This is a genomic window from Tateyamaria sp. (assembly GCF_059783535.1).
In genome coordinates, this window is record NZ_JBYNDP010000066.1 from 1 (window position 1) to 22,627 (window position 22,627).

The window sequence follows — 22,627 nt, forward strand, 5'->3', positions numbered from 1 at the left end:
CGATGAACGAAGAGCAGGACGATCCCGGCACCAACTGGAACGAGCGTGCCCGCGCCGCCAAGCCAGACTGGATGAGCCCGCGTATGGCGTGGCGTGCAATCCAAGCGGCATTGCCGGTTGAGGCGATCATCTCGTCCGACATCGGCAACAACTGCGCCATCGGCAACGCCTATCCTTCTTTCGAAGAAGGCCGCAAATACCTGGCACCCGGCCTGTTTGGTCCCTGCGGCTACGGTCTGCCTGCCATCGTGGGTGCGAAAATCGGTCAGCCCGACGTGCCGGTTGTTGGCTTTGCCGGTGACGGTGCCTTTGGTATCGCGGTGAACGAACTGACAGCGATTGGCCGCGGCGAATGGCCTGCCATCACGCAGATCGTCTTCCGCAATTACCAGTGGGGTGCGGAAAAGCGAAACTCGACCCTGTGGTTTGACGACAACTTCGTCGGCACCGAGTTGGATGAACAAGTGTCCTACGCCGGTATCGCGAATGCCTGTGGCCTGAAGGGCGTTGTGGCCCGCACACAGGAAGAGCTGACAGCAGCGCTGAACCAGGCGATCAAGGATCAAATGGAAAACGGCATCACCACGCTGATCGAAGCCATGATCAACCAGGAACTGGGCGACCCGTTCCGCCGCGACGCAATGAAGAAGCCAGTCGAAGTGGCCGGCATCTCCAAAGACGACATGGTTCCGCAAGTCTCTGCGTAATCTGCTAAGACCCGAGGGGATGGGCACGCGCCCGTCCCCTCTTTTTCATTTCTGAAAGGCGGTTTCGTGCCCCAATCCTTCCTGTCCGACGCCAACGCCATCGCCCCTGCGCACATCATCGAAATGGCGCAAAAGGCAGCGAGCCCCCGCGTGGCCATCGCCCGCGCCGGTGCGCCCTTGCCGATGCTGGCAGCCAAGGAAGCGACCGAAGCCAACATGATGATCCCGGTCTTCACAGGTGAGCGTCACATGATCGAAGCCGAAGCCGAAAAACTGAATTGGAACATCTCGGGCTTTGAATTGATCGAAGCCGAGGGCGAAGCGGCCTCCGGTGCCGCCGCTGCACTGGCCTGTGGCGAAGGCCGCGCGGATGTTCTGATGAAAGGGCAGCTCCATACGGATGCGTTCATGCGCGCCGCCGTTTCGCGCGATGCAGGTCTGCGCACGGGCCGCCGCTTTGTCCACATCTTCCACATCACCACCGCCGACGGCACCGGGTCGATCACGATCTCCGATGCTGCCGTCAACGTGAACCCGGACATTGCAACGCGTCAGGATGCGACGGGTGAGGTTGTCAAGTTGTTGCACAAACTGGGAAATGCCCGGCCCAAGGTAGCCTTCCTGTCAGCCACCGAGTCCGCCATCGAAAGCGTACCGTCCTCAATGGAGGCGCGCGCCCTGCGTGATTGGGCACGCGAGAACATCGCGGATGCTGATTTCTCCGGTCCACTGGCCTTTGACCTGATCATGTCGCCCAAATCCGTGGCGACCAAGAAGATGACCGACGACCCCGTCGCTGGCAAAGCCGACGCAATCATCGTGCCCGACATCGTGTCAGGCAACGGTCTGTTCAAATCCTTTGTCTACCTCGCAGGCGGCTGCGCGGGCGGCATCGTCATGGGCGCCAAGGTGCCAATCCTGCTGACATCGCGCGCGGACCCGCCCGCGGCGCGGCTTTCTTCCGTGGCCCTTGGGGCCATCATGGCCGCCGCATGATCCTTGTCGTCAATGCAGGCTCCTCCTCCATCAAGGTCGCGCTGTTCCAGCCAGACCTGACAGAAGTGATGGCAGGACAGGTGAGCGGCATTGGCGGCGCATTGGCTCATCTGACACTTGGGAACGAAGACCAGAACGTCACCGCACCCGATCATGACGCGGCACTGACAACGATCCTCGACAGTCTCACGCGGCAAGGGATCACCCCGGATCAACTGACGGCAGCCGCGCACCGCGTGGTGCATGGCGGCACATCACTGGTCGATCCCTGCGCCATAGATGACACCGTGATCGCGGGGATTGAGGCGGCAACACCGCTCGCGCCCCTGCACAACCCTAAGAACCTCGCGGGCATCCGCGCGCTGCAAACCCTCGCGCCCAACCTGCCCCAATACGCCAGCTTCGGTACCGCGTTCCATGCGCACCAGCCCGAGGTCGCCACCACCTACGCCCTACCCAAGGAACCCCGTTCCATGGGCATCCGCCGCTACGGTTTCCACGGGCTCAGCTATGCTTGGATTGTCACGCAATTCGGCGATGCACTGCCCGAGCGGCTGCTCGCCTTCCATCTCGGCTCCGGCGCATCGCTTTGCGCCATCCAGAGCGGCACCTCGGTCGCAACATCCATGGGCTACTCGCCACTGGACGGGCTGACGATGTGTACGCGGTCCGGTGCCATCGACGGTATGGCCGTCCTGCGGCTGGCCGAGATCTATGGCGCGGACGAAGCGGCCGACATGCTCAACCACGAAAGCGGGCTCAAAGGTCTGGGCGGCAGCAACGACATGCGCTTGTTGCTGGGTGCCGAAACGGAGCGCGCGAAACTGGCTGTCGATCACTTCTGCTACTGGGCGGCTCGCCATGCAGGCTCCGCCATCGTCGCGATGGGCGGTCTCGACGCCGTCGCCTTTACAGGCGGCATCGGTGAAAACGCAGAACCCATCCGCACACGCATCATGGACCACCTCAAGCTGTTCGGCGATGTCCCGGTCCATGTCGTCAAAGCCGACGAAGAACGCCAGATTGCCACCGATGCACGCGCCCTGATGACAGAGGCGCAGCCATGAACCGCACAAGCACACACCAGATGATCAACGCTCCAGTCTTCCGCCAGGGCACGGGACAGGAGCACTTCACACCATGACTGCAACCGGAAACTCCTTCTTGCATGACCTCCCCGACCGGGTGCGCATCCTGTTTCCAGGTGTTCTGGTGGCGATCCTTGTCGCCGTGACGGCACAGTTTTTGGCCGAACACTACGACACGCCCGCCATGCTGATGGCACTGCTTCTCGGCATCGCCGTGGCCTTCCTCGGGGATGAGGGCAAGACGGTCGAAGGGATCGCCTTTGCCGCCCGTACAATCCTGCGGCTCGGCATCGCCTTTCTCGGCGTCCGCATCTCCTTCGAACTGATGGCCGGGCTTGGCCTCGAACTGGTCGCGCTCGTCATCGGCGGGGTTGCAGCCACCATCGGTTTCGGACTGCTGATTGCGCGGTTTTTCGGCCACGGCTGGCGCTTTGCCTTCCTGACAGCGGGCTCGGTCGCCATTTGCGGCGCATCTGCCGCCCTCGCAATCAGTGCGATCCTGCCCAAGGATGAACGGTCCGAGCAGCGCCTGATCTTTACGGTGCTGGGTGTGACCGTCCTGTCAACGGTTGCCATGATCGCCTATCCGATCCTCGTGACGCAGTTGGGCATGGACGACACAGCCGGGGGCATCTTCTTGGGCGCAACCATCCATGATGTGGCGCAGGTGGTCGGCGCAGGTTTCTCCATCTCTGAAGATGCAGGCGACACCGCAACGCTGGTCAAGCTGATCCGCGTGTCGATGCTGGCTCCTGTGGTGCTGATCGCAGCTCTTTTGATCCGGTCCTTTGCCGAAGCGCCCGAGGACGGCACACGCCCACCGCTCCTGCCCATCTTCGTGATCGGCTTCTTGGCGCTTGCCACACTCAATTCGTTCCACCTTATTCCGACCCCGGTCACCGACCTGATGAGCCAAGCCTCGCGCTGGATGCTCCTGGTCGCCATCGCTGCGGTTGGCATGAAAACAAACCTCAAGCGGGTGCTCGCGGTCGGTGGGGCCGCCATCGGCCTGCTTGTCACCGAAACCCTGTTTATCGCAGCGCTGATATTCGCGGGGATTTACTATTTAGCCTGATCAACAGGCAAACGGGAGGCCAGATGACGTTCCAGCAACCTAAGATCAACACGTCGCCGCATGTTTCGGACGAGGTACGCAAAACGACATGCTACATGTGCGCGTGCCGCTGTGGCATCAACGTGCACATGAAAGACGGCAAGGTCGCCTATATCGAAGGCAACCGCGATCACCCCGTGAACCAGGGTGTGCTGTGCGCTAAGGGCTCGGCCGGCATCATGCAGGTCAACGCCCCATCCCGTCTGCGAAAGCCGCTCAAACGCGTGGGTGAACGCGGCTCGGGTGAATTCCAGGAAATCGAATGGGACGAAGCCCTACAAATCGCCACTGATTGGCTGGCCCCCATCCGCAAGGACGATCCCTCGAAGCTCGCCTTCTTCACGGGTCGCGACCAGTCGCAAAGCTTCACCAGCTTCTTTGCCCAGAACTTTGGTACACCCAACTACGCGGCCCATGGCGGGTTCTGCTCGGTCAATATGGCCGCAGCGGGCATCTACACGATGGGCGGCGCGTTCTGGGAATTTGGCCAGCCCGATTGGGATCACACCAAGCTCTTCATGCTGTTCGGCGTGGCCGAGGACCACGACAGCAACCCGATCAAGATGGGCATCGGCAAGATCAAGGCACGCGGCGCGCGCGTGATCGGCGTGAACCCGATACGCACGGGCTACAACGCCGTGGCGGACGATTGGGTCGGCATCACGCCCGGCACAGATGGCCTGTTCATCCTGTCGCTCGTCCATTGCCTGATGAAAGCGGGCAAGATCGATGTGAACTATCTGGCACAATTCACGAACGCTCCCTGCCTGATCAACGGCGATGAAAAGTCGCCCGAATACGGCCTGCTGCTGCGGGACGATGATGGTAAGGAACTGGTGATCGACCGGACGACGGGCAAGCTGACCCCCTTCGACCAGAAAGGCGTCAAACCCGATCTGACCGCGACCCACCGCCACGCTGGCATCAGCCACCGCACGGTCATGCAGCACATGGCCGAGCGCTATCTGTCGGACGAATACGCGCCCGAAGCCGTTGCAGACCGCGTCGGCATTTCGGCCAAGCGCATCCGCACGCTGGCGGCGGAAATCGCCCGCGTTGCTTTTGACGAAGCATTCGAGCTGGACCAGGAATGGACCGACTTCCGCGGCGAGACGCACAAGACGATGCAGGGCCGCCCGGTCTCTTTCCACTCCATGCGCGGCATCTCTGCCCACGCCAACGGATTTCAGACCTGCCGTGCCCTACACGTGCTGCAAATCCTGCTCGGCACGGTCGAGGTCCCCGGCGGCTTCCGCTTCAAACCGCCCTATCCAAAGCCGGCCACGGCGCACCCCAAACCGCACTGCAAAGTGACAAAGGACACCCCGCTTGACGGCCCACATCTGGGCTTTGTCCACGGCCCTGACGATCTGGCCCTGACAGAAGAGGGCACTCCCGCCCGCATCGACAAGGCGTTTTCGTGGGAAAACCCCATGTCGGCTCATGGTCTGATGCACATGGTCATCTCGAACGCCTATGCGGGTGACCCGTACAAAATCGACACGCTGTTCATGTACATGGCGAACATGTCATGGAACTCGTCCATGAACACCCGTGGCGTGATCGACATGCTGACGGACAAGGACGAAAACGGCGACTACGTGATCCCGCGTCTCATCTATTCGGATGCGTACAGCTCGGAAATGGTCGCCTATGCGGACCTCGTTCTGCCCGATACAACCTATCTCGAACGGCATGACTGCATCTCGTTGCTCGACCGCCCAATCTGCGAGGCGGACGCCGCCGCAGACGCCATCCGCTGGCCCGTGATCGAACCAGACCGCGACGTGCGCGGCTTCCAATCCGTGCTCTGCGAGCTTGGCGCCAAACTCGGCCTGCCCGGCTTCACCAATGAGGACGGCAGCCAGAAATACGCTGACTACGGTGACTACATCGTTCACCACGAACGCAAGCCCGGCATCGGCCCACTCGCCGGTTTCCGCGGGGATGGCAGCGACACAGGTCGGGGCGACGTGAACCCAGACCAGCTTGACCGCTACATCGAGAACGGCGGCTTCTTTGTCGAGCACATCCCAGATGAAGCACTCTACTACAAACCATGGAACAGCGCGTACCAGGATTGGGCTGTGGGCATGGGCCTATTCGACAGCCCGCAACCCTACCTATTCACGCTTTACGTGGAACCGATGCGTCGTTTCCAACTCGCAGCCGAAGGGCATGGCGATCGCCAGCCCCCGGAGCACCTGCGCGAGCGGATCAAGGCCACGATGGATCCACTGCCGATCTGGTACGACCCGGCGCCCGACAACCACGGCGATCAATACCCCATCACTGCCCTGACCCAACGCCCCATGGCGATGTACCACTCCTGGGGCAGCCAGAACGCTTGGCTGCGGCAGCTACATGGGCACAACCCGCTCTACCTGCCGACCAAGCTGATGCGCGAAAACGGCCTCAGCGACGGCGACTGGGCCAAGGTGACCTCGCCCCACGGCGAAATCACCGTGCCGGTCCTCGAAATGGCGGCGCTCAACGAAAACACAGTCTGGACCTGGAATGCGATCGGAAAGCGCAAAGGGGCGTGGGCGCTCGATGAAAACGCACCCGAAGCGACCAAGGGCTTCCTGCTCAACCACCTGATCCACGAGCTGCTGCCACCCAAAGGTGACGGCCTCCGCTGGGCCAACTCTGACCCAATCACAGGGCAGGCGGCGTGGTTCGACCTCAAGGTGCGCATTGAGAAAGCGCCAGCACCCGCGGAAAGCCAGCCCGCCATGGGTCCAATCAAATCCCCCGTCGGCAAAGGTCCAAAGCAACTGACATGGAAGGTGGGCAAATGACGCCGATCCAGCTGACCCTCCTCGCCATCGCAGCCTTCATCGCGGTCGCTGTGGGCACCTTCATCTACTTCATCGCCAATTGGGACGCGTCCAAGGCGCAACCCATAGGTGCCCAACACAACCCGACCCTCTTCATTTCGCCAAATAAACCGCGGGGTCTGGGGCAGCGCCCCAGTCCTGCCCTCTCAGTGAGGACAACCGCATGACCACCCTACCCCAATCCACCGAACGCAAACTCGGCCTCGTCATCGACCTCGACACATGCGTCGGCTGCCACGCCTGCGTGATCTCGTGCAAAGGTTGGAACACCGAAAACTACGGTGCGCCGCTCTCGGACACAGATGCGTATGGCTCCGCCCCATCGGGCACATTCCTCAACCGCGTGCACAGTTTCGAGGTGCAACCGGAACAGGGCGAAGCACAACTAATCCACTTCCCCAAATCCTGCCTGCATTGCGAGGACGCGCCCTGCGTCACGGTCTGCCCCACAGGCGCCAGCTACAAACGGGTCGAGGACGGCATCGTGCTGGTCAACGAAAGCGACTGCATCGGCTGCGGCCTCTGCGCCTGGGCTTGCCCCTACGGCGCCCGCGAAATGGACCAGGTCGAGAAGGTGATGAAGAAATGCACCCTCTGCGTTGACCGTATCTACAACGAAAACCTGCCCGAAGAAGACCGTGAACCGGCCTGTGTCCGCACCTGCCCCGCCGGCGCACGGCACTTCGGGGACTTCGCTGACCCCGAAAGCAACGTGTCCAAACTGACCGCGGAACGCGGCGGCATGGACCTGATGCCGGAACAGGGCACCAAGCCCGTCAACAAGTACCTGCCGCCCCGCCCCAAGGACACGCTGTCCGAAGGTGCAGGCGACATCGACATCCTTGCCCCCTACCTCGAACCCGTCGCGCAGGAAGCCTCCGGCTTCCTCGGCTGGCTCGACAAGACGTTGGAGAAACTCTGATGCATCCCGCGCCATCCGTCATCTTTTTTACGGTCTTCTCCGGCATCGGCTTCGGCCTCCTGACATTCCTCGGCCTCGGCTTTCCGGCCGTCACGGGGTGGAGCGCCTTCGCCTTTTTCGTCATCGCTTATCTCTGCGCGGTGGGTGGCTTGATTTCCTCGACCTTCCACCTCGGTCACCCCGAACGGGCCATGAAAGCGTTCACACAGTGGCGCAGCTCATGGCTCAGCCGCGAAGGCGTTTGTGCCGTAGTGGCGCTGGTGGTCATGGGCCTCTACGGTGCCGGGCTGGTGTTTTTTGGTCAACGCTGGGGGGTGTTGGGCCTGATCGGCGCGATCTTCTCGCTGCTGACCGTCTTCACCACGTCGATGATCTACACCCAACTCAAAACCATCCCGCGCTGGAACTCCCCCGCGACCCCGGCGATGTTTCTCAGCTACAGCTTGGCAGGCGGCGCGCTGCTGGCAGGCCAGGTAACATGGGCAATAGCACTGCTGCTGATCGCAGGGGTCATTCAAGTCGTACTATGGATGCAGGGTGACGGCGCATTGGCCGGATCCGGCACCAACCTTGCCACGGCAACCGGGCTCGGAACAAACGGCAGCGTCCGCGCCTTCGAGCCACCCCATACCGGCACCAATTACCTGCTCAAGGAATTCGCCTATGTCGTGGGGCGCAAGCACAGCATGAAGCTGCGGGTGATCTCTCTGATCCTGATGGTCGGGCTTCCGGTCCTGCTGCTGGCCGCGCCTTTCTCGCACTGGGTCGCACTGCTCGCAGTTATCAGCCACGTCGCTGGCGCGCTCGCCTCACGCTGGCTCTTTTTTGCAGAGGCCGAACACGTCGTCGGCCTCTACTACGGCAAACGGTAAAAACAAGGCGGGCACTCAGGCCCGCCTTTTCATTTTCAGAGAAGCCCGGCGTGCGCCAAGGCCGCATCAACTTTGGCCTTGGTCTCATCCGACAGGCCAGTCAGCGGCAACCGCACTTCGTCCGAACACAGGCCCAGCTTCGACATGGCGTACTTCGCGCCAACCAGCCCAGGCTCGGTAAAGATCGCTTTATGCAGCGGCATCACCTTGTCCTGAATGTCCAGCGCTTTCGCATAGTCACCGGCCAGGCAAGCTTCCTGCATCTGGCTCAGCAACTTCGGCGCCGCATTGGCGGTAACAGAAATACAGCCAACCCCGCCTTGGGCGTTAAACCCATGCGCAGTCGCATCCTCACCCGACAACTGGAAAAAGTCGGGACCACAGGTCATACGCTGATCACAGACACGGGCCAGATCGCCGGTCGCATCCTTTACGCCGACAATACGCGGCAGTTTGGCCAGTTCACCCATCGTTTCGGGCGTCATATCAATCACCGACCGTCCGGGGATATTGTAGATGATGATCGGAATATCGGCACAATCATGCAGCGCCGTGAAATGGGCGATCAAACCCCGCTGGGTCGGCTTGTTGTAGTAGGGCGTCACAACCAGCGCCGCATCTGCGCCGACCTTGGCCGCGCACTCGACAAAGCGCATCGCCTCGACCGTGTTGTTCGACCCGGCACCGGCAATGACGGGAATACGTCCGGCGGCTGCCTTCACAACGGTTTCGATAACCAACTCATGCTCTTCATGGGTCAGGGTCGGGCTTTCGCCGGTGGTGCCAACAGGCACCAGCCCGTGCGATCCTTCGCCCACATGCCACTCGACCAGCTTCTTGAGGGTTTCCAGATCCAAAGCGCCGTTACGAAACGGCGTGACGAGGGCAGGCATAGAACCTTTAAACATTCTCACGCTCCTTTTTTACGTGTGGCAGGCAGAGGGCCTGGGATGATTTTCGCATATGTCCGGAAACGTGAGTTGAAACGACACGCCCAGAACATATGCTCTAGGCTCTAGCCACGCGACGACAGGAATTGCAAGACATGACCCGGATTGCCCTTGCCTTGACCCTGTTTTTTACACTGTCTGTGGCGGCTTTGGCCGAACGGCCCCGCCCCCTCGGCTGGGCGATGGAGGCGCTGCGTGCAGGCAATTGGGACAGCGCGGCGGCGCTGGCGGCCCGCGATGGTGCCGTCGCCGCAGATATCATCGAATGGCAACGCCTGCGCGCCGCGCGTGGAACCTATGCCGACATCGTGGCCTTCCTTGAGCGGCGCCCAGATTGGCCCGGTGAAGCCCTACTGCGTGAGCGGTCTGAAAAGGTTGTGGCCGATCAACCCGACGCCGACATCCTGTCCTTCTTCGAAAATGTCGGCCCGCAAACGCCCGAGGGTATCCTTGCCCATGCCACCGCCCTGATCCGCGCCGACCGCACGGGCGAGGCTGAGGCGAACCTCGTGCTGGCATGGCGCACGATGCCCATGGCGGATACTACCCAATCACGCTACCTCGCTGCGCACTCCGATCTTCTCAAACCCCACCATGCCGCGCGCCTCGACGCGCTGCTCTGGTCCGGGGACTTCACCAGCGCCCGCCGCATGTTCGCCCTCGTAGACAAGGGCCAAAGCGCCCTCGCCAAGGCCGGGATCGGCCTGCGCGCGCTGGCCGACAACGTCGACGCCCTGATCGAAGCCGTGCCAGACACCTTGCAGGACGATCCCGGCCTTGCCCAGGCCCGCTTTGAATGGCGGCTGCGAAAAGGGCGTTGGGATGATGCCAAGGCGTTGCTGATGGATCGCTCCCGCTCTGTCGAAGCCCTCGGGCGGCCCGACGAATGGTCCAGCCGCCGCCGTGCCCTTGCGCGGGACGAGATGCGGGATGGCGATGCCGCCCGTGCCTACCAACTCGCCACTCGGCACTTCCTGACCGAAGGATCCGCCTATGCCGATCTGGAATGGCTGTCAGGCTACATCGCCCTGCGCTTGCTCAAGGACCCCGAGGTCGCACTTGGCCACTTCCAGAACCACCGCAACGCCACCCGTTCCCCCATCTCGCGCGGACGCGCGGGCTATTGGATCGGTCGCGCGCATGAAGCGATGGGCAACAGTGAAGAAGCCCAAGCTGCCTATGCCGAAGGCGCGCAATACCAGACTTCGTTTTACGGGCTCTTGGCGGCCGAAAGGGGCGGCCTCCCCATTGACCCTCGTCTTGACGGATCAGAGGCCTTCTCCCCCGGGCAGAACACCCCTCTCACCGAAAATGACCTCTACGAAGCAGGTCTGCTCCTGCAAGCCTCGGGCGAGGTCAGCCTGGCCGAACGCTTCTGGACCCACTTCGCCGAACGCCTCGACCGTGATGCGGCGGGATACCTTGGCCATGTCGCAATCGCCGCAGGCCAGCCCCATCTCGCTGTGATGATCGGCAAACGCGTTGCACGGCGCGGCATCACGATCCACGCGCCCTACTATCCGCTGCACCCCCTCGCGGACGCCGACCTGCCCATGGCCCCCGAAATGTCGCTTGCCATCGCCCGACGCGAATCCGAATTCGACTCGGTTGTGCAATCCAGCGTGGGCGCGCGCGGGCTGATGCAAGTCATGCCCGGCACAGGGCGCGAGGTTGCGGCCAGCCTTGGCTTGTCTGACGATCACTCGACGGGCCGCATGATCTCCGACCCCGCCTATAACGCAAAGCTTGGGGCCACATATCTCAGCCAACTGGCACGGCGCTTTGACGGCAACGTTGTTCTGATGTCCGCCGCCTACAATGCAGGTCCCTCGCGTCCCAATCAGTGGATGCTGCGCTATGGCAACCCGCGCGCGGCACGTGACGATTTCGACGTCATCGACTGGATCGAACACATCCCGTTCCGCGAAACCCGCAACTACGTCATGCGCGTAACCGAAAGCCTGCCGATCTACCGCGCCCGGCTGGGCAAGGAACCCCTGCCGATCCCGTTCAGCGAGGAACTCGTGGGCTCAACCCTGCTGTCGTTCGCGCCAAAGGGTGAATAGGCCTGCCGCCACGATGATGGCAGCCCCGACGATAACGTTGATCTCCAGCACTTCACCAAAGACCGTGATGCCCACGAGCGCGGCAAAGACCATCTGGAAATAGGCAAAGGGCTGCACCGCGCTCGCTTCCGCCACCTCGTAGGTGCGGATCAGCAGCCAGTGGCCCAAGGCCCCCGTCAGGCACAATGCGCCCATCCAACCCCAATCTGCGCCGGTCATCGGCTCCCAGAACCAGACGCCGACACAGGTCATGGCGACAGCCCCCGTGGTTCCGGTCCAGAAAAAGCTGGTCGCGGTGCTGTCATCCCGCGCAACATAGCGGGTCAACAGGCCGTAGACGGCAAACATGATGGCCGAGGCCAGCGGGATCACCGCTGCAGGATCAAAGACACCTAAGCCGGGCTTCAGGATGAACAGCACACCAATGAACCCCACCCCGATGGCCGCCCAGCGCCGCCAACCCACATGCTCGCCCAATATCGGCCCCGACAGGGCAGCAACCAACAGCGGATAGGCGGCAAAGACCGCATGGCTTTCGACCAGCCCCAAAACGGTAAAGGCGGTGACCATCACGCAAATCTCGGCGGCCAAGAGCAGGCCGCGCAACCCCTGCACCACAGGCTGGCGCGTCTGTGCTGCCGCCCGCACACCGCCCGCTTTACGCGCAGCAATGGTGATGACAAAGGCAGCAAAGAACCAATACCGGATCATCACCACCATGAAGACGTTGTATTCGCCAGCCAGGTGGCGAGAGATGCCATCCTGGCTCGCAAACACCACCGACACCGCGATCATCAGCGCAATGCCCAACCGCGTGTTGTTGCCTTGGCTCACTCCAAAACGCCCCGCGTCATGTGCCGCTTGCGGCCAAAGCCGGGTGTTCGGGTCACCGCAAATCCCGCCGCCTCCAGCCCACGGCGCACAAAGCCAGCGGCCGTGTAGGTGGCCGCTGTCCCCGCGGGGTCAGTATGCCGCCCCACCTCCGCCATCAGGTCGGCACCCCACAGTTCCGGGTTCTTGGCGGGCGAAAACCCGTCCAGAAACCACGCATCGGCCTTGCGATCCCACTTGGGCAGCGTCTCCCGCGCATCCCCTTCGATCACGGTCAGCGTTGCATCCTCGAACTCAGCCGACCCACCACCGGCGGCTACAAGCTGCCCCGCCAAATTAGCTACTTCAGGAAAGGCAGCCAGTGCCTTCTCCATCGCCGCCCGCTCCATCGGAAACGCCTCGAAACTTGTGAAGTGCAAGCGCCCTTCAATGCCCGCAGCCCGCCATGCAGCCCAAGCGGTCAAAAAGTTCAGCCCCGTGCCAAACCCCAGCTCTGCAATGTGAAACCCGTCCCGAAACCGGGCCGGCAGGTCGTTCCCATCCAGAAACACGTGCCGCGTCTCGGCCAGCCCGTTGTCGAGCGAAAAATACGGATCGTTAAAGCGCGTGGACACCGGCACCGCCCCGTCGCGCCACTCAAGCTCTGCCCGCTGGTCCTGCATCACCCGCCCCTGTAGAAGATGTCGCGGCGACCTTGGCGAAAGGCATGACGAATGGCAACGGCAGACATCACCGTGCGTGGCGCGGGCATCTTTGGCCTGTCGATTGCATGGGTCCTCGCCCAGCGTGGCGCGCGGGTGCAGGTGGTTGATCCAAACGGCCTTGGCGCAGGCGCATCCAGCGGGATCGTGGGCGCCCTGGCCCCTCACGTTCCGGAAAACTGGAACCCGAAAAAGCAGTTCCAACTGGAAAGCCTGCTGATAGTCGAAAGCTTCTGGGCAGAGGTTGAGGCGACCGGCGGCATGTCTCCCGGCTACGCCCGCACGGGCCGCTGCCAACCCATCGCCGACGATGCAGCGCTGGCACTCGCCCATCAGCGCAGCGAAACGGCCAAAACCCTCTGGGGCGACGCCGCCAGCTGGACGGTCCGGCCCATCGCGAACCCCAATTGGGCCGTGCACAGCCCGACGGGTATGGAAATCTTCGACACGCTCAGTGCCCGCATGCACCCGCGGCAGGCATGTGCCGCCCTCTCCGCTGCGCTCGAAACCCATGGCGTTCAGATCAAGGGTAACGCGCCCGAGACTGACATCACCATCCACGCGACCGGCGTCGCAGGCCTTGAGGAGCTGAACGCCGGTCACATCCGCATGGTCGGCGCCGGGATCAAAGGCCAAGCAGCCCTTCTGGACTTCGCCGCACCGGACGCGCCCCAACTCTTCGCCGACACGCTGCATATCATCCCCCATGCTGATGGAACGACGGCCATCGGATCGACAACGGAACGGGACTACGACAGCCCCACCTCGACAGATGAACAACTCGACGACATCCTGACCCGCGCCCGCGCCGCTATCCCGGCACTCCGGGATGCCAAGGTGCTCGCCCGCTGGGCAGGCCTGCGCCCCCGCAGCCGCAGTCGCGCGCCCATGCTCGGCCCGTGGCCCGACAAGCCGGGGCACTTCATCGCGAATGGAGGGTTCAAGATCGGCTTCGGCATGGCGCCCAAAGTCGCACACACCATGGCAGACCTGATCCTAGATGGGATCGACACGATTCCGCAGGGGTTTGAGGTGACCGCGTCCCTATAATCTACAGACACGAGGGCTGCGGCGACCCGCGGGGTGGCGCAATAGCGCCGCTCCATGGGGGCGGGTCGGCGCTGCCCGCCGCAAGCGGCGAGCAGGTCCAAAAGCTTCAGGCTTCCGCCTCCATGCACATCCGCCCATCCGGGCCGCGTACCCACAACTTTCGCCCTTTCCGGCAAAACATCCCCACCTCGTGATGCATCAAGGGCGAGGTCGCGCGGAAACGGAACTGCTCAAGCGGTCCCAAGCCCGCCTCAGCCAGCAACATCAGATGCTGCGCGAGCAGCGGACCATGCACGACCAGCCCGTCATACCCCTCAACATCGCGGGCATAGGGCTGATCATAGTGAATGCGATGACCATTGAAGGTCAGCGCGGAATATCGAAACAGCAGCGTCGCATCAAAACTGTGCTCTTGCGCGACATCCTCCTCTGTCGCGGCAACAGGCGGCACAGGACGCGGCGCGCTCGGATCAGGGTCGTGACGATAGACAAGGTCCTGCCACTCGGTCACACACAATGCACCCTCCTGCCAAATCTCGTGCCGCAAAGTGACAAAGGCCAGCGGCCCGGTGCGCCCGTCCTTGCGCGTCGCACTCTCGCACACCGTCACCTTCTCTGCGCTCACACCAAATAAAAGCGGCGCATGGAACTGCAACCGTCCCCCGGCCCACATGCGGCGGGGCAAGCCCATATCGGGAATGATGCCTCCCACCTTGGGGTGTCCATCCCGGCCCAGACGATCCGGCGGCTCGGGCGACCAGAAGTAGAGCTGATGAAAGAACGGCGGCAGTGTCGCACCCTCCACAAGGTCCGGCACCTGCCCCAAAGCCACCTGCATGGCACGGGCGCGCGCGGGGTCCATCACATCGCTTTGACGAACGGTTCTGTCGGGGTCATGCTCCATGTCGGGACCATGGGACAGGGAGCGGCAAAATGGAACAACCGAAACTCAAGGCGCTCGATCACCTCGTCCTGACGGTCAAGGACATCAATACCACCGTCGCTTTCTACACCACGATCCTTGGCATGAGGCATATGCCGTTCGAAGTGGCAGACGGATCAACACGGCACGCGCTGGGTTTTGGTGCGCAAAAGATCAACCTGCACCAGGCCGACAACACCTTTGATCCCAAGGCTACGCATCCAACCATGGGCAGCGCCGACCTCTGTTTTCTTACCGACACGCCAATCGACCACTGGCAGGCTCATTTCGACGCCACCGGCACACCCATCGAAGACGGACCTGTCCCACGCTCCGGCGCACAATTCCCGATCCTGTCGCTCTATGTCCACGACCCTGACGGCAACCTGATCGAGGTCAGCACACCGGCCTAGCGACCGATCTCCGCCCGCAGGGCCTGCATCAGCTGGGTCAGTTCCCGCACGTAAATCTCACCGGTCAGACGGCCATCGTCATCAAACTGGTCAGACGAGGCCGCCAGATGAATCTCCGGCCCTTGCAGGATACGCGGACGAAACGGCACCATGTAGCCACGCAACACCATCTGCGCGCGCTCCCCCCCGGCCCGACCAGCGGCGGCCGACATCACCGCAACCGGTTTGTCCGTCCAAGGCCGCCCCTCAACCCGGCTGGCCCAATCCAGCGCGTTCTTCAGAACACCAGGGGGCGCCTTGTTGTATTCCGGGGTCGAGATCACGACGGCATCAGCTTCAGCAATCTGACGGGCCAGCACCTGCGCCGCCTCCGGCACGCCTTCGACCGTTTCCAGATCACCGTCGTATAGCGGCATCTGCAAATCCGCCTCGACATAGGTGCAATCGCCAAACAATCGCGCCGCTTCGCGCACCAGCTTGGTGTTGGTGGATGCCTTGCGCATCGATCCCGAAATGCCCAGCAGTGTTGGCGTTGTCATAATCCGTCCCTCGTGTCTTTGTTGCGGGTAACATGACCCGATTGCCCCACAACGCAAGAGGCCCCGGCAATTTGCCGAGGCCCCTGCCTACAATCTGTGCGGTGTGATTACTGCGCGTTGGGCAGGATCACGATCTCGACCCGGCGGTTCTGCTGCTTGCCCTCGGGCGTCAGGTTCGTCGCGATGGGTTGGCTTTCGCCACGACCAAAGGTCTGGATGCGGTTGAAGGGCACGCCCTGATCCAACAGCACATCGGCAACTGCATTGGCGCGGCGCTCAGAAAGCTGTTGGTTGAACGCGGCATCGCCATCGCTGTCCGTGTGGCCGACGATCTGCACGGTCGACGCGGGATAGCGCTCAAGGCTGCGCGCCAGCGCCGCCATATCCGAGTTCAGCCCCGGACGGACGGTAAAGCTGTTGACGGCAAACAAGATCGCCTCGGGGAAGGATACGATCAGACGGTCGCCCGTGTTGGTGATGGTTACACCACTGGCCAACTCACGGCGCAGTTCGGCCTCTTGCTGGTCAAGGTCATAGCCGATGGCCCCGCCAATCAGACCGCCCACGACAGCCCCGGCAATTGCAGTGTTGCGGTTACCCGTCACGGCCCCGATGACAGCACCCGATGCGGCCCCGATGGCGGCACCCGTGTTGCGCTTCTGGTTGATCGGCTCGCCGCTTGGTCCGACGGTGCCCAATGCGGCGGGATCAGTACACGCGCTCAGCGCAACGACGGCGCCCATGGCGATGAGGGTTGGGGATTTAAGCATATCTAGTGTCCTACTGCCTTCCAAAATGAGGTCACGTTCGGGCATGACCCTTTATGGGACTGCAAGATAGGTGCGTATGGCCCCCATAAATAGGGGGAAAATGAGATAAGCAGCATCCTGCCCATCATTGTGATCAAGGGTTTACCTGAAAATCAAGCCTCAGCCCGGGCGGATTCATAGGCCAGCAGGGCCCGTTTGACGGGCAATCCCCAATGATAGCCCCCAAGCCCACCGGACTTGCGCAGCGCCCTGTGACAGGGGATCAACCAGCTGACCGGGTTGCGACCCACGGCGGTCCCAACGGCCCGCACGGCACGTGGGTTGCCAATGCTCTCGGCAATCTCGGAATAGGTGGTGACATGTCCCGACGGGATCTGCAGCAACGCCTCCCACACCTTGATCTGGAACGGCGCGCCAATCAGGTACAGCGGCGCTTCCTTCAACTCCGCATCCTCTGCCCCGAACGCGGCCAGAACCCAAGGGCGCAAGCGCATCGGATCCTCGACAAAGGTTGCCTTGGGCCATCGGCGCACAAGGTCCTCCATAGCCCAGTCCTCGCCCATCTCGGCAGCAAAGCCCAGACCGCAAATCCCCTTGTCTGTTCCCATGACCAACGCGAGGCCAAAGGGGCTGTCGAACCATCCCCAATAGATGGTCAACCCTTCGCCACCCTTGGCATAGTCGCCCGGGCTCATGGCCTCCCACCGCAGGAACAGGTCATGCAGGCGACCCGACCCGCTCAGGCCCGTGGCATGGGCCGTTTCCAGCGTGGTGAACCGTTCATTCAGCAGCGCCTTGGCATGGCCCAGCGCCAGATATTGCTGGAACCGCTTCGGCGACACCCCGACCCAGCGCGAAAAGATGCGCTGGAAATGCGCGGGGCTCATCCCCATCTCGGCAGCAAGGGCATCCAGGCTCAACGGCCCGTCGGCACTGTCGATCAGATCGATGGCGCGCCGCATGACATTGAAGTGGTAGCCGGTTTCGGCCTCAGTGTGCTGTATCTGTTCCATGATGGAAATCTAGGCGATGGGCACACCGTATGCGACCCGTTTCCTGTGCAAATCAGAGGCGCGAACACCGGGGCTTCACTGAAATGGCGCCCCTGACTTGGACCCGCGACGATCCGCTCCCAAATACAACCCAAGCACCACTTCTGAACGAAGCTCAAAGGGGACATCATGTCGGACACACGTGTTCACGCGGGCGGATGCCTCTGTGGTGCCATCCGGTTCGAGGCAACTGGCCCAGCCCTTAAACCCCACACCTGTTCCTGCAAGATGTGCCAGCGGCACAGCGGCGCGCTGACAACGGCCTGGGTCGAGTTTCCGGCGGACAACGTATCGTGGACCGGTCCGGGTGGCGCACCGGCCACCTACCGCTCATCAGACTATTCCAGCCGTGCATTCTGCCCGACATGCGGCAGCACCCTAGGGGCCATCGACGACGACCCGGTGATTGCCTTGCTTGTTGGCTCATTCGACGACACCGAGCGCAGCGATCTGGTGCCAACTGCGCATTCTTACAAAGGCGGCCGACCTCGTTGGTGGCGCATATCCATCGCGAACAAATAGCGCACCATGACCGCCAACCGCGCAATCGGGGCGATGATCTACCGACGCGCGAATTTCATTCGGCCCTGCCCGGCTTTTTTGCTACCGTACCAGCACAAACTCTGTTTGCATGGTTCGTAAGGAGGACGCCCCACATGCCCGCATCATATCAGGCCCCAATGGTTGGCGACAAAGCCAAGGACAAACATGCAAGCCAGTCGGTATCATCCAACATGACAACAGAAACGGCGCGGGTCGAACACCTGCTGCAACACAAAGGGCGGGACGCCATCGCCATTGCCGAAACAGACACGATTGCTACAGCCGTCGGCATTCTCCGTGACAAGCGCATCGGGGCGCTGATCGTCCTGGACGCCAATCAGGCGCTCGCCGGCATCCTGTCGGAACGCGATATCGTGCGCAAATTGGCCGAAACCCCGGGTCAGACACTGCCACAGACAGTGGCCGAGAACATGACCCGCGACGTCGTGACATGCGAGCCCGAGGACACATTGATCCAGGTGCTGCGTCGCATGTCCGAAGGGCATTTCCGCCACATGCCTGTGGTGAAGGACGGCAAACTGATGGGCATGATCACCATCGGCGACGTGATCAACTTCCGCCTGAACGAACTGGAACATGAAGCGCTGCAACTCAAGCAACTGATCGTCGGCTGACCCGGTCATCCCGCAGGCGGTAGCACGCTCAAGCGGCAATGACCCGAAATCCGCACCGGCAGGACGGTGCGGACACAGCAACCATGGCTTGCCCACTCCTCAAATCTCCACCATAACCCCGCGCCATGGCAAAACAGCTCGACTATCATACGATCCGGCAGATCTTCACCCGCTTCCAGGAGGCGGACCCCGAACCCAAGGGCGAGCTGGAGCACGTCAACGTCTACACGCTCGTTGTGGCCGTGGCGCTGTCGGCGCAGGCCACCGATGCAGGCGTGAACAAGGCGACCCGAGCGCTCTTCAGAATCGCCGACACGCCGCAAAAAATGCTCGATCTGGGCATCGAAGGACTGACAGAGCATATCAAGACGATCGGCCTCTACCGCCAAAAGGCCAAGAACGTGATGAAGCTCAGCCAGATTCTGGTTGATGACTACGGCGGCGAGGTCCCCAACAGCCGCGCCGCCCTGCAATCGCTGCCCGGGGTCGGCCGCAAGACCGCCAACGTGGTTCTGAACATGTGGTGGAGCCACCCGGCACAGGCCGTGGACACCCACATCTTCCGCCTTGGCAACCGCACCGGTATCGCACCGGGCAAGACGGTCGACGCGGTCGAACGCGCCATCGAAGACAACATTCCGGCTGATTTTCAGCTCCACGCCCACCACTGGATGATCCTGCACGGGCGCTATCACTGCAAAGCGCGCAAGCCGCAATGCCCCACCTGTATCATCAAAGATCTCTGCCCGTTTGAGGACAAAACCGAATGACCAAATACACGCTCGCTGGCATCGGCAACGCCGTTGTCGATGTGATCACCCATGCCGATGACAGCTTTCTCGACCTGATGGGGATCGAGAAGGGGATCATGCAATTGATCGAACAGGACCGGGGCGAGGTGCTTTATGCGTCCATGACCGAACGGCTGCAAACGCCGGGTGGGGCGGTCGCGAACACCATCGCGGGCGTGGGCGCGCTGGGTCTGCCCACCGCCTTCATCGGGCGGGTCCACGATGACGCGCTGGGGCGTTTCTACGCGCAATCCATGGCCGAAAGCGGCACCGATTTCGTCAACGCCCCCATCCCTGACGGCGAACTGCCCACCTCCCGCTGCATGATCTTCGTCACACCGGACGGTGAACGCTCGCTCAACACCTATCTCGGCATCTCGACCGAACTTGGTCCCGATGACGTGCCTGAAAGCGTCGCGTCCGCAGCCGAGATCATGTTCCTCGAAGGCTACCTCTTCGACAAGGACAAGGGCAAAGAAGCGTTCCGCCAAGCTTCCCGCCTCACCCGCAGCGCAGGCGGCAAGGCCGGCATCGCCATCTCAGACCCGTTCTGCGTCGACCGCCACCGCCCCGATTTCCTCGACATGATCGGGAACGAGCTGGACTTCGTCATCGGCAACGAACACGAAATCAAATCGCTCTACGAAACAGACGACCTCGAAGCAGCGCTGGCCAAAACGGCCGACATGATCGACCTGCTGGTCTGCACCAAGTCCGGCGACGGTGTCACGATCATCGGGGGCGGCGAACGGCACGACATCCCGGTCGAAACGATCACGCCCGTGGACGCCACAGGCGCAGGCGACCAGTTCGCCGCCGGGTTCATCTACGGCATGGCGACGGGCAAGGATCTGCATATCTGCGGACGCATGGGCAATCTATGCGCGGCAGAGGTGATCAGCCATATCGGCCCCCGCCCGCAGATCGACATGAAGCAACAATTTGCGTCGGCCGGCCTGCTCTGATGCTGGCGAATGGTTACCACGAGGTGCCCAAGGGCAAGGTGGCCATGGTCGTCACCGATCTTGAGATGACCACTCCGCAATACCGCGGCGTGCCCTGCCCCGAGGGATTGAGCTTCATCAGGTGGTCACCCGACACGACAGCCTATCTTGAGCTCTTTCGGCGGGTCGGCGCGCCGTGGCTTTGGTTCGGGCGCACGATCATGCCCGAACAGGAGCTGGCGAGCATTCTGACAGACAAGGACACCGGCCTCTTCACACTTGAAAAGGACGGAAAGCCCGAAGCCCTGCTGGAACTCGACTTCAGCGTGGACGGCCAGTGCGAGCTTGACTATTTCGGCCTGACACCCGCGCTGATCGGATCGGGTGCCGGTGCATTCCTGATGGACAAGGCCATCGAAAAGGCCTTTGAGCGGGGCATCAAGCGGTTCCACCTGCACACCTGCACGCTCGACAGCCCACAAGCACTGGGGTTCTACCAGCGCTCAGGCTTTACGCCCATCGGGCGCAGGATCGAAATCGCGGACGATCCGCGCGTGGCCCACGGCTATGACCGCGATCTGGCCCCGCACATTCCGATCATCGACCCCTAGGGCAGCTTGCGCGCCGCGCAGGACCGCCCGGCAAGGCAATCCTTGACCTGCTCGACCTGCACCTTGGTCGGACGGCCAAACAGGAACCCGCCACAGGCGTTTGTGTGCAGCACATAGCTGTGACTGGTCTGACGCAGAAATCCCAGCATCTCGCCCGGTTCAGGCTGCGGACACCACGGACCAAAACACTGCACTTCCAGCACAACATCCGTCTCAAAAGGCTGGTTCACCCCCCGCACGGTCAGAGCCTCGCCCTTGAAGGTCGCAGGGATCAGGGTCACAGGCGGCACATCGCTTTGGCCCGACAGGTCCATCTCGGGCAATAGGTTCTTGTCGAAGTCGAGCGTGCCCAGCACAGGCACATATCCCTCTTCCGCCGCTGCCGCCTCCTGATAAGCGTTTGTCACTCCATGCGGCATGCAGGACAGGGCAAAGGCAGGCAACGGCAACACCGCCAACAACAAGACACCAAGTACACGCATACCGCAGCCCGCCTTCGCCAAGGAGCAGGAAAGGGCCCGCTCACCCATGCAACACTTGGGCCACCGGCCCCATGTTATTCAATATCAGCCCGCCAGATGCGCCTCGAACTCTGCCAGAACCCGCACATAGACATCACGCTTGAAGGGCACGATCGCCTCCGGCAGCTCTGCCGGTGACATCCATTTCCACGCCGAAAACTCCGGGTGCGCGGTCTCAAGGTCAATCTGGTCGTCCGAGCCGTTGAAACGCAGCAGGAACCACTTCTGCTTCTGCCCGCGATACTTGCCCTTCCACAACTGCGGGATCAGGTCATGGGGCAGTTCATAAGGCAGCCAATCGGCGGTCTCGGCCACCACATCGACCAAAGCGGCAGAGATCGAGGTTTCCTCCTCCAACTCCCGCAAAGCCGCCGTCCGCGCATCCTCGCCCTTGTCGACACCGCCCTGCGGCATCTGCCAGGCCTCCCTGTACCGGTCACGGCGCTGCCCGACCCACACCAGACCATCGGCATTCATCACCATGACCCCCACATTCTTGCGATAGGGCAGCTTCTCGATCTCTTCGGGGGTCATCTTGGGTGTCTCCGGCAGTTCCTGAGCCGGAAGATACTATTCTCCGAGCGATGTGAAGAGGGCGTTTCGTTTCCAAGACAGAAACGTGGTCGGCTGTGCAGGACAAAGCACCACTTGGCTGCAGGTGCGCCAACGTCTGTTTTTTAATCACAGTCTTACTGAAGGATCATTGGGATTTGCAGGCAGATTTTGAACTTCGATGTCTGTCATTGATA

Annotated in this window: 25 protein-coding genes; 16 read left to right on the forward strand and 9 right to left on the reverse strand. The window is 62.1% G+C overall.

The window, feature by feature from the left end; all coding sequences use genetic code 11:
• The 8 genes from AC6RA8_RS13340 to AC6RA8_RS13375 form a co-directional block, all read left to right on the forward strand.
• Nucleotides 1-707 (forward strand): thiamine pyrophosphate-dependent enzyme (locus AC6RA8_RS13340; RefSeq protein ID WP_500353231.1); only part of this gene is annotated, 707 nt, incomplete at its 5' end.
• Nucleotides 708-773: 66 nt separating this feature from the next.
• Entirely contained in the window at nt 774-1,703 is a 930-nt protein-coding gene (locus tag AC6RA8_RS13345; RefSeq protein ID WP_500353232.1) for a phosphate acyltransferase, read from the forward strand.
• On the forward strand, nt 1,700-2,770 hold the full coding sequence (locus AC6RA8_RS13350; RefSeq protein ID WP_500353233.1) for an acetate/propionate family kinase: 1,071 nt from the start codon (nt 1,700-1,702) through the stop codon (nt 2,768-2,770). The genes AC6RA8_RS13345 and AC6RA8_RS13350 overlap by 4 nt, the downstream gene beginning before the upstream one ends.
• Nucleotides 2,771-2,843: 73 nt before the next feature.
• Nucleotides 2,844-3,866, forward strand: a complete 1,023-nt coding sequence (locus AC6RA8_RS13355; protein WP_500353234.1) for a YeiH family protein — start codon at nt 2,844-2,846, stop codon at nt 3,864-3,866.
• Between the two features lie 23 nt (nt 3,867-3,889).
• On the forward strand, nt 3,890-6,706 hold the full coding sequence (locus AC6RA8_RS13360) for a molybdopterin oxidoreductase family protein (protein WP_500353235.1): 2,817 nt from the start codon (nt 3,890-3,892) through the stop codon (nt 6,704-6,706).
• Nucleotides 6,703-6,912, forward strand: a complete 210-nt coding sequence (locus tag AC6RA8_RS13365; RefSeq protein ID WP_500353236.1) for a hypothetical protein — start codon at nt 6,703-6,705, stop codon at nt 6,910-6,912. The genes AC6RA8_RS13360 and AC6RA8_RS13365 overlap by 4 nt, the downstream gene beginning before the upstream one ends.
• A complete protein-coding gene (locus AC6RA8_RS13370) occupies nt 6,909-7,667 on the forward strand; it encodes a 4Fe-4S dicluster domain-containing protein (RefSeq protein WP_500353237.1) in 759 nt (252 codons plus the stop codon). Before AC6RA8_RS13365 ends, AC6RA8_RS13370 begins: the two co-directional genes overlap by 4 nt.
• Nucleotides 7,667-8,539, forward strand: a complete 873-nt coding sequence (locus AC6RA8_RS13375; RefSeq protein ID WP_500353238.1) for a dimethyl sulfoxide reductase anchor subunit family protein — start codon at nt 7,667-7,669, stop codon at nt 8,537-8,539. The genes AC6RA8_RS13370 and AC6RA8_RS13375 overlap by 1 nt, the downstream gene beginning before the upstream one ends.
• Nucleotides 8,540-8,574: 35 nt before the next feature.
• Here the strand turns inward: AC6RA8_RS13375 and dapA are convergent, their stop codons facing one another.
• Nucleotides 8,575-9,447, reverse strand: a complete 873-nt coding sequence (gene dapA / locus AC6RA8_RS13380; RefSeq protein WP_500353239.1) for a 4-hydroxy-tetrahydrodipicolinate synthase — start codon at nt 9,445-9,447, stop codon at nt 8,575-8,577.
• 137 nt (nt 9,448-9,584) lie between these two features.
• Between dapA and AC6RA8_RS13385 the strand changes: the two genes are divergently transcribed.
• Nucleotides 9,585-11,555: a lytic transglycosylase domain-containing protein gene (locus tag AC6RA8_RS13385; protein ID WP_500353240.1), complete on the forward strand. Its 1,971-nt coding sequence runs from the start codon at nt 9,585-9,587 to the stop codon at nt 11,553-11,555.
• On the opposite strand, the gene AC6RA8_RS13390 is transcribed toward AC6RA8_RS13385, so the two are convergent.
• Nucleotides 11,520-12,389 carry a DMT family transporter gene (locus tag AC6RA8_RS13390; protein WP_268244631.1) on the reverse strand — a complete coding sequence of 290 codons (870 nt, stop codon included), beginning with the start codon at nt 12,387-12,389 and terminating at the stop codon, nt 11,520-11,522. The genes AC6RA8_RS13385 and AC6RA8_RS13390 overlap by 36 nt on opposite strands.
• Nucleotides 12,386-13,048 carry a tRNA (5-methylaminomethyl-2-thiouridine)(34)-methyltransferase MnmC2 gene (mnmC2, locus tag AC6RA8_RS13395; protein WP_500353241.1) on the reverse strand — a complete coding sequence of 221 codons (663 nt, stop codon included), beginning with the start codon at nt 13,046-13,048 and terminating at the stop codon, nt 12,386-12,388. Before mnmC2 ends, AC6RA8_RS13390 begins: the two co-directional genes overlap by 4 nt.
• Before the next feature lie 51 nt (nt 13,049-13,099).
• Here mnmC2 and AC6RA8_RS13400 point away from each other — a divergent pair, with 51 nt between their 5' ends.
• A complete protein-coding gene (locus AC6RA8_RS13400; protein WP_500353242.1) occupies nt 13,100-14,137 on the forward strand; it encodes an NAD(P)/FAD-dependent oxidoreductase in 1,038 nt (345 codons plus the stop codon).
• A gap of 106 nt (nt 14,138-14,243) precedes the next feature.
• Here AC6RA8_RS13400 and AC6RA8_RS13405 read toward each other — a convergent pair whose 3' ends face one another.
• Nucleotides 14,244-15,041 (reverse strand): HTD2 family dehydratase, encoded by a 798-nt coding sequence (locus AC6RA8_RS13405; protein ID WP_500353243.1) that lies wholly within the window; start codon nt 15,039-15,041, stop codon nt 14,244-14,246.
• 29 nt (nt 15,042-15,070) lie between these two features.
• Between AC6RA8_RS13405 and AC6RA8_RS13410 the strand changes: the two genes are divergently transcribed.
• Nucleotides 15,071-15,472: a VOC family protein gene (locus AC6RA8_RS13410; protein ID WP_500353244.1), complete on the forward strand. Its 402-nt coding sequence runs from the start codon at nt 15,071-15,073 to the stop codon at nt 15,470-15,472.
• Here the strand turns inward: AC6RA8_RS13410 and AC6RA8_RS13415 are convergent.
• The 3 genes from AC6RA8_RS13415 to AC6RA8_RS13425 form a co-directional block, all read right to left on the reverse strand.
• Nucleotides 15,469-16,011, reverse strand: a complete 543-nt coding sequence (locus AC6RA8_RS13415) for an NADPH-dependent FMN reductase (protein ID WP_500353245.1) — start codon at nt 16,009-16,011, stop codon at nt 15,469-15,471. The genes AC6RA8_RS13410 and AC6RA8_RS13415 overlap by 4 nt on opposite strands.
• Nucleotides 16,012-16,118: 107 nt before the next feature.
• A complete protein-coding gene (locus tag AC6RA8_RS13420; protein ID WP_500353246.1) occupies nt 16,119-16,781 on the reverse strand; it encodes a YiaD family glycine zipper/OmpA-like lipoprotein in 663 nt (220 codons plus the stop codon).
• A gap of 152 nt (nt 16,782-16,933) precedes the next feature.
• Nucleotides 16,934-17,794, reverse strand: a complete 861-nt coding sequence (locus tag AC6RA8_RS13425) for a methylated-DNA--[protein]-cysteine S-methyltransferase (protein ID WP_500353247.1) — start codon at nt 17,792-17,794, stop codon at nt 16,934-16,936.
• A gap of 168 nt (nt 17,795-17,962) precedes the next feature.
• Here AC6RA8_RS13425 and AC6RA8_RS13430 point away from each other — a divergent pair, with 168 nt between their 5' ends.
• From AC6RA8_RS13430 to AC6RA8_RS13450, 5 genes are all read left to right on the forward strand, one after another.
• Entirely contained in the window at nt 17,963-18,355 is a 393-nt protein-coding gene (locus tag AC6RA8_RS13430; RefSeq protein WP_500353248.1) for a GFA family protein, read from the forward strand.
• Between the two features lie 134 nt (nt 18,356-18,489).
• The gene (locus AC6RA8_RS13435; RefSeq protein ID WP_500353249.1) at nt 18,490-19,011 is read left to right on the forward strand and encodes a CBS domain-containing protein; all 522 of its coding nucleotides are present in this window, start codon (nt 18,490-18,492) and stop codon (nt 19,009-19,011) included.
• A gap of 125 nt (nt 19,012-19,136) precedes the next feature.
• Nucleotides 19,137-19,781 carry an endonuclease III gene (gene nth / locus AC6RA8_RS13440; protein WP_500353250.1) on the forward strand — a complete coding sequence of 215 codons (645 nt, stop codon included), beginning with the start codon at nt 19,137-19,139 and terminating at the stop codon, nt 19,779-19,781.
• The gene (locus AC6RA8_RS13445) at nt 19,778-20,767 is read left to right on the forward strand and encodes an adenosine kinase (RefSeq protein WP_500353251.1); all 990 of its coding nucleotides are present in this window, start codon (nt 19,778-19,780) and stop codon (nt 20,765-20,767) included. Before nth ends, AC6RA8_RS13445 begins: the two co-directional genes overlap by 4 nt.
• On the forward strand, nt 20,767-21,357 hold the full coding sequence (locus tag AC6RA8_RS13450; protein ID WP_500353252.1) for a GNAT family N-acetyltransferase: 591 nt from the start codon (nt 20,767-20,769) through the stop codon (nt 21,355-21,357). Before AC6RA8_RS13445 ends, AC6RA8_RS13450 begins: the two co-directional genes overlap by 1 nt.
• On the opposite strand, the gene AC6RA8_RS13455 is transcribed toward AC6RA8_RS13450, so the two are convergent.
• Nucleotides 21,354-21,839: a hypothetical protein gene (locus AC6RA8_RS13455; protein ID WP_500353253.1), complete on the reverse strand. Its 486-nt coding sequence runs from the start codon at nt 21,837-21,839 to the stop codon at nt 21,354-21,356. The two genes, AC6RA8_RS13450 and AC6RA8_RS13455, sit on opposite strands and share 4 nt — an antisense overlap.
• Nucleotides 21,840-21,923: 84 nt before the next feature.
• The gene (locus tag AC6RA8_RS13460; protein WP_500353254.1) at nt 21,924-22,412 is read right to left on the reverse strand and encodes an RNA pyrophosphohydrolase; all 489 of its coding nucleotides are present in this window, start codon (nt 22,410-22,412) and stop codon (nt 21,924-21,926) included.
• Nucleotides 22,413-22,627: the final 215 nt, after the last annotated feature.